The organism is Chitinophaga sp. GbtcB8, from assembly GCF_019091455.1.
Classification (GTDB): domain Bacteria; phylum Bacteroidota; class Bacteroidia; order Chitinophagales; family Chitinophagaceae; genus Chitinophaga.
The window spans coordinates 20,983-27,545 of the sequence record NZ_JAGXJN010000059.1 but is presented as its reverse complement, the minus strand read 5'-3'; the positions used below and the strand labels follow the sequence as shown (position 1 = coordinate 27,545).

The 6,563-nt window shown below is 49.7% G+C and carries 3 protein-coding genes; 1 reads left to right on the top strand and 2 read right to left on the bottom strand.

The genetic code is table 11. The features are described 5' to 3' along the window. Together thrS and KVT36_RS30225 are read right to left on the bottom strand one after the other, a co-directional pair. Positions 1-1,456 (bottom strand): threonine--tRNA ligase (gene thrS, locus KVT36_RS30230; protein WP_217607158.1); only part of this gene is annotated, 1,456 nt, incomplete at its 3' end. A gap of 243 nt (positions 1,457-1,699) precedes the next feature. Then, positions 1,700-4,090 (bottom strand): TonB-dependent receptor, encoded by a 2,391-nt coding sequence (locus KVT36_RS30225; RefSeq protein WP_217607157.1) that lies wholly within the window; start codon positions 4,088-4,090, stop codon positions 1,700-1,702. Between the two features lie 471 nt (positions 4,091-4,561). Here KVT36_RS30225 and KVT36_RS30220 point away from each other — a divergent pair, with 471 nt between their 5' ends. Continuing rightward, positions 4,562-6,559 carry an ABC-F family ATP-binding cassette domain-containing protein gene (locus tag KVT36_RS30220; protein WP_217607156.1) on the top strand — a complete coding sequence of 666 codons (1,998 nt, stop codon included), beginning with the start codon at positions 4,562-4,564 and terminating at the stop codon, positions 6,557-6,559. The last annotated feature ends 4 nt before the right edge of the window (positions 6,560-6,563 follow it).

Sequence of the window (6,563 nt, the reverse complement as noted above, 5' to 3'; positions counted from 1 at the left end):
GCCATATGCGGCCTAAGGCATCCTGTACCATAAAATCCAGCTTGGGGCCATTAAAGGCAGCCTCGCCATATTCTACTACGGTGTTCAGTCCCTTTTCAGCGGCCGATTCAATAATGGCCTGCTCTGCCAGGTGCCAGTTCTCGTCTGTACCTATGTACTTGCTGCGGTCTTCCTTATCGCGCAGGGAGATCTGGGCAGTATAATCTGTAAAGTTCAGGCTGCGGAATACATATAGCACCAGGTCTATTACCTTAATGAACTCGTCCTTTACCTGGTCCGGCCGGCAAAACAGGTGCGCATCGTCCTGGGTAAATCCGCGTACGCGGGTAAGGCCGTGCAGCTCACCATGCTGCTCGTAACGGTACACGGTACCAAATTCCGCCAGGCGCACCGGCAGGTCCTTGTACGACTTGGGCGATGATTTATAGATCTCGCAATGGTGCGGGCAATTCATGGGTTTCAGGAGGAACTCTTCTCCTTCTTCCGGTGTATGAATGGGCTGAAAGCTATCCTTACCATATTTCTCATAGTGGCCGGAAGTAACGTAAAGGTTCTTGCTGCCAATGTGCGGGGTTATTACCGGCAGGTAACCGCTTTCCACCTGTGCCTTTTGCAGGAAATTTTGCAGGCGTTCACGCAGCATAGCGCCTTTGGGCAGCCATAATGGTAAGCCCAGCCCTACCCTTTCTGAGAAAGTGAATAGCTCCAGCTCTTTACCCAGCTTCCGGTGGTCGCGCTTTTTAGCTTCTTCTACCAGGGTCAGGTACTCATCCAGCTCTTTCTGGCTGGGGAAAGTAATGCCGTAAATGCGGGTAAGCATCTTGTTCTTCTCATTCCCACGCCAGTAAGCGCCGGCAATATTGGTAAGCTTGATAGCTTTAATAAAACCGGTATTGGGAATGTGCGGACCGCGGCAAAGGTCTGTAAACCCGCCCTGGGTATAGAAGGTAATGGTACCATCCTGCAGGTCGTTGATCAGCTCCAGCTTGTATTCATCCCCTTTCTGGGTAAAATACTGCAAGGCTTCGGGTTTGCTTACGTCCTTGCGCACGTATATATTATTCTGTTTGGCCAGTTCGGCCATCTTAGTCTCTATCTTCTTCAGGTCTTCGTCCGTAATGGCCTGGCCGCCCAGGTCTATATCATAATAAAAACCATTTTCAATGGCGGGGCCTATGCCCAGCTTTACGCCGGGGTACAGGCCTTCCAGGGCTTCTGCCATCAGGTGGGCGGAGGAGTGCCACATGGTTGCCTTGCCATCCGTATCCGTCCAGGTGAGTAATTGCAGGGTGGCATCTGTGCTGATAGGACGGGTGGCGTCTATCACCTGCCCGTTCACTTTTGCTGACAATACTTTACGTGCCAATCCTTCACTGATGGACTTGGCAATGTCTAATGCAGTTACTCCTGGTTCATACTGACGGACTGCGCCATCCGGAAAAGTAATATTGATCATAATATCAAGCTCTTAGCTCCTTGCTGTTAGCCGTTAAATTTAAATAAATGAAATGCCTGCGAAGATAAGCAATTTACTTATTTGCTGTTAGCTATTAGTGGCTAGCCTTTAGCTGTTAGCCTTTAGCTTTTAACGGTCAGGTATTAAAAGTAAGTGCAGGGGGTGCATCGGGAATGCAGTCGAGCTTTTAGCAGTTAGCTATTGGCAAAAGCCCAAGGCTAAAAGCTAACAGCTAATTACTAACTACTGGAACTTAAAGTTCCATGTAACAGACGGTAGTATGGGGAATAAAGATACTTGTCTTGCGCGGATGGTGAGGTTATTACCCAGCAGGCCCCCGGTTTGGTCAAAGTACAGGAAGTATGGATTCATACGGCTGTACACGTTATAGATGGAAAATGCCCAGCTGCTCTGGAAATGTTTACCGGGCCGGTGTTTAGGCGTATACACGGCGGAAAGGTCCATACGGTGATAGGCAGGCATACGGTAACCGTTAATGTTGCTGTATTCCTGCACCAGGGAGCCATCTATCATATAGAACTGCGAAGGCAGCGTGGTGGTATTGCCGGATCCGTAAATGAACACGCCGGACAGGTGCCATTTGGGGGTAAGCTCGTAATTAGCTACCAGCACCAGGTCGTGGCGGCGGTCGTACTTGGCCGGGAACTTTTTGCCCCGGTTCAGATCAGGGAACTGGCGCCAGGTCCAGGCCAGGGTATAACCCAGCCAGCCGGTAAAGCGGCCTTTGGTTTTATTGATAAAGAATTCTGCCCCATAAGCCCAGCCTTTGCCAAACACGAAATCCTCTTCCGGGTCGGTTAAGGAGGGCGTATATCCCTGGCGGTACTCTATCTGGTGCTGCATATCCTTATAATAGGCCTCTACAGAGGTTTCCCAGCTATTGTCATTAAAGTTGCGGTAGTAGCCCATGGTGTATTGCCAGGAGATCTGCGGCCGTACCTTATAGGTGCTGGGCACCCACAGATCTGTGGGCAGCGTAGTACCTGCATTGGTTACCAGGTGTATGAACTGATAGTTGCGGGTAGCAGATGCCTTGATGGAGTTTTCTCCGTTCCAGGCATACCGCAGGATCATCCGCGGCTCAAAACCTCCGTAAGAGCGTACCTGCTGCAGGCTTTCATATACCGTGCTATCCATCTTTACGCCGCTATTGTTCTTGATATACCGGGTGTAGGGCCCCACCTGCATAAAAGCGCTGTAACGCAGGCCGGCATTCAGCTTCAGCTTAGGTGATATTTCCCATTCATCCTGTACATACAGGGCAGCTTCGTGGGCGTATTTGCGGAAAGCATTATCCGGGTTAAAGGCAGTACTATCCTGCCGGCCGGAAATAGAGAACGGTGTAAAGCGGTGGTAAATGTAGTTGCCTCCGAATTTAATATGATGCTTGTTGCTGGCAAAGTAGTCGAAATCCAGCTTGCCATTAACATCGCTAATGCCGGAGGCCAGGCGGATATCGAAGTTGTTCTGTAAACCGGTGAAGCTGAACTTATAATCGTTATAAATAACGGACGTATTGGAAAACAGCTTGCTGCTAAACACATGGTTCCAGCGTAAGGTGGCGGTACTGTTGCCCCAGGGAATGGTAGCATCAAAAGTGCGGGTACCGCTGCGGAAATTAAACACATCGCGCCCAAAGTAACCGCTCAGGTACACCCGGTCCTTATCGGAAAAAATATAATTGGCTTTTACATTCAGGTCATAGAAATAATAACCGGAGCCGCTGAAGTCACTGCCCTTTTTCACGAAGGGTTTGGCTACCCAGTCAATATAGGTACGGCGGCCGGAGATAATAAAGGATGATTTATCTTTTTTCAAAGGCCCCTGCAGCGACAGCCGCGAAGCGATGAGGCCAATGCCCCCTTCTCCCTGCAGCTGCTGGTTATTGCCGTCCTTCATGTTCACGTCTACTACAGACGACAGGCGTCCGCCATAATTAGCAGGCATACCGCCTTTAATAAGCGTGGTATTACGGATAGCGTCTGCATTAAAAATGGAAAAGAAGCCAAACAGGTGGCCGGTGTTGTAGACGGGCGCTTCATCCAGCAGGATCAGGTTCTGATCCGGCCCGCCGCCGCGCACATATAAACCGGCATTGCCCTCCCCTGCTGCCTGTACGCCGGGCATGAGCTGCAGCATTTTCAGCACATCCACCTCACCCATAAATGAAGGCAGTTTTTTGGCATCGGCGGTAGCCATTTCCACGCGGCCCATTTCTGTACTGGCTACATTACGGTTCTTTCGTTTATCGGTAATTACTACTTCCTGCGCCTGGTAGGTACGGGGTGTCATGGCAAAATTGATCTGCAGGTTATCATTCAGCTGAATCACCTGCTCTTTTTCCTGGTATCCCAGGAAAGTGCATACCAGCGTGTATTCCCCGGCGGGCAGGCTGATAGCGTAAAACCCGTATGCATTGGCGGGTATACCCTGCGGGCTTTCTTTAATATGTACCGTGGCGCCGGTAAGCGATTCACCGTTGGTAGTGTCGCGCACATAACCGCTGATGGTGAATTTTTGCTGGGCAACCGTTATGGTAAAATGGAAAAGACAAAGTACGGGCAGCACGATATGCCGCAACAGGTGATGAAGATATGGACTAGACGAGCTCATAGCAACCCCAATTCAGTTTAGATACGGTTTGCGCTACTGGTTTTTCTACTGATTGATCCCTGCTAATAAAATGGGCTGATGATTATTGTTATTTGTGCATGACAATAAAAGACAGTTGGCTGTTCTAAAGCAGGTCTTCATAGGTATTGGATAAAGGTTTCAGTTCACAAAGGCATTCTCTCCGGGCAAAGATATAGGAAAAAGTTGATAGTTGTTTGTCTGTGGTCGTGAGATAACAGTCCATGGTCCATAGCATTTAGCGAGGTGGTGCTGGTGAGGGGTATGGTAACCGGTGGGATGCTTCCAATGGTACCGGGCATTTAACGGAATGGTAATATTTCGGGGGTATACAACCGGCTGGGTGCGCTCTATTTCCCCAATGAGCAACGCTACGGACTATGGACCATTGACCATGGACTATTAATTATTACCTTTGTGTGCTTTATTTAACATTTATATAGAATTGTTCATATGCTTCTCGCCCTACAGGACGTAACTTTTGAATTTGGTGCACGCATTATTGTTGAAGATGCCTCCTGGCATATTGTACCCGGCGACCGGGTGGGGCTGATAGGCCTGAACGGTACGGGGAAGTCTACCCTTCTGAGAATTATTAACGGTGAATACTCTGTTTCCAAAGGCAGTGTGAACAAGATCCGTAACCTGAGCCTCGGGTTCTTTAACCAGGACCTGCTAAGCTTTGAAACGGACGATTCCATCCTGTCTGTAGGCATGACCGCTTTTGATAAAGCATTAGCGCTGGAAAAAGATATAGAACGTATTACCCACGAGCTGGAACATAACCAAACGGAGGCCCTGCTGCATGAGTTCTCCGACAAGCTGCATGAGTTTGAGGCGCTGGATGGTTATAACATGCGGCATAAAACCGCCCAGGTGCTGGAAGGCCTTGGTTTTAGCACGGCCGACCTGGAACGCCCCTACAGCGAGTTTTCGGGTGGCTGGCGTATGCGCGTGCTGCTGGCAAAGCTGATCCTGCAGCAGCCGGATGTGCTGATGCTGGATGAGCCCACGAACCACCTTGACCTTCCCTCCATTGAATGGCTGGAAAGATACCTGCAGAGCTATAACGGCGCGGTGATCATCGTATCGCACGACCGCTTTTTCCTGGACCGTATGGTGAACAAGATCGTAGAGCTGTACCAGCAGCAGCTGCACCAGTATACCGGTAACTATGAGGATTATGAGCGCGAAAAGGAAATGCGCCGGGAGCTACAGCAACGGTCGTACGAAAACCAGCAGGAATACATTCGCCAGCAGGAACGTTTTATTGAACGTTTTAAGGCCAAAGCCTCCAAGGCAGCCCAGGCGCAGAGCGCTATGAAACGGCTGGAAAAGCTGGACCGCCTGGAGCAGGTGGACGGCGGCCCTTCCAAAATACGCATCAACTTTACGGTAGATAAAACACCGGGTAAGATACTGTGTACCCTGAATGATGTAAGCAAACACTTTGGTAATATTACGGTGCTGGATCATACCGGCGTGGAAATTAACCGGGGCGATAAGATAGCGCTGATAGGCGCCAATGGTAAAGGTAAGTCTACCCTGCTGCGCATGATAGCCGGCACAGAACCCATGGAAGGCGAACGCATTCCGGGCCATAACGTAGTACAATCTTTCTATGCCCAGCACCAGCTGGAATCATTACACCTTGACAGTGAAATACTGGACGAGCTGAAAAATACCAGCAGCGGCCGTACGGAAATGGAGCTGCGCGCCCTGTTAGGCTGTTTCCTGTTCACCGGTGATGATGTGTACAAGAAGATCCGTATTCTTTCCGGTGGTGAAAAAGCGCGGGTGGCGCTGGCCAAAACCATCATCAGCCAGGCTAACTTTATGCTGCTGGTTGAGCCCACGAACCACCTGGATATGAACTCCGTACAAATGCTGATAGATGCTTTGAATAAGTATGAAGGCAGCTTTTTACTCGTATCCCACGACCGTTATTTTGTAAACGGCACCGCTAATAAGATCTGGGAAATTGTGGATGGGAAGATCAAGGAATTCAAAGGTACTTATGCGGAGTATGAAGACTGGAAGAAACGGCAGGCAGCTGCTGCCGCACCACCCAAACCGGCTAAGGGTGAGCGGGGCAAGAACCGTGGTAATAACAATAACAACAACAATAATAATAATAATACACCGGAACCCGCTGCAGTAAAGGAAACACCGGCGGTAAGCGGCCCGGTAAAAGGCACGCCTATTAATAAAGAGGCCCAAAAGGAGCTGCAGAAACACCAGCGCCAGTTCCAGCAGCTGGAAGGTGAGCTGGCCCGTCTGAAAGAGAAAAAACAACAGCTGGAAGCCAGCCTGGGTAACCCGGATATTTATGGGAATAAAGGCAAGTTCCAGCAGATTGAGGCGGAATACAAACAGGTAACACAAGACCTGGAAAAAGCGAATAAGCAGTATGAGGAGGTATTTGAGAAGATTATGGAGCTGGAGGGATAATTAA

What these genes read in the sequence shown, in the direction of transcription:
- KVT36_RS30225 (WP_217607157.1), bottom strand. Translation starts at nt 4,090, where the DNA reads ATGAGCTCGTCTAGTCCATATCTTCATCACCTGTTGCGGCATATCGTG.
- KVT36_RS30220 (WP_217607156.1), top strand. Translation starts at nt 4,562, where the DNA reads ATGCTTCTCGCCCTACAGGACGTAACTTTTGAATTTGGTGCACGCATT.